The following is a 257-nucleotide window of genomic DNA, read 5'->3' as shown; positions in this document are numbered from 1 at the left end:
GTTGTAGGTATATGGGGTTTCGTCGGTGGAATAAGAGCTGGCCGGGTCGAGGTACTTGGGCGAGCGCTTGACGAAGGCGGAATACAGCGTGTTCTGGCCCTCGGCGCCGGCCGGATAGGGGCTGTTGATGGGACTGCCTTCCCGGGAGCAGCCCGCCAACGCCAGCAACAGCATCATGGCCGCCGCCCAGAGCCGCATCAAAGCACGCATGGAAACCTTTCCTTCTATTCAGTGCGACAGAGGATAGCAAAGGTGCA

At 60.3% G+C, this 257-nt stretch carries 1 protein-coding gene; it reads right to left on the bottom strand.

Going from position 1 to position 257, the window contains the following annotated elements; translation table 11 throughout:
* Positions 1-210, bottom strand: a 210-nt coding sequence (locus SB771_RS35585; RefSeq protein WP_410722117.1) for a hypothetical protein, incomplete at its 3' end; no start/stop codon positions are given.
* Positions 211-257: the final 47 nt, after the last annotated feature.

The sequence above is a fragment of the Burkholderia sp. SIMBA_051 genome (assembly GCF_046534915.1).
In the GTDB taxonomy this organism is placed as follows: domain Bacteria; phylum Pseudomonadota; class Gammaproteobacteria; order Burkholderiales; family Burkholderiaceae; genus Burkholderia; species Burkholderia ambifaria.
The sequence above is the reverse complement of the archived record's forward strand: the minus strand, read 5'-3'. Positions and strand labels throughout refer to the sequence as shown.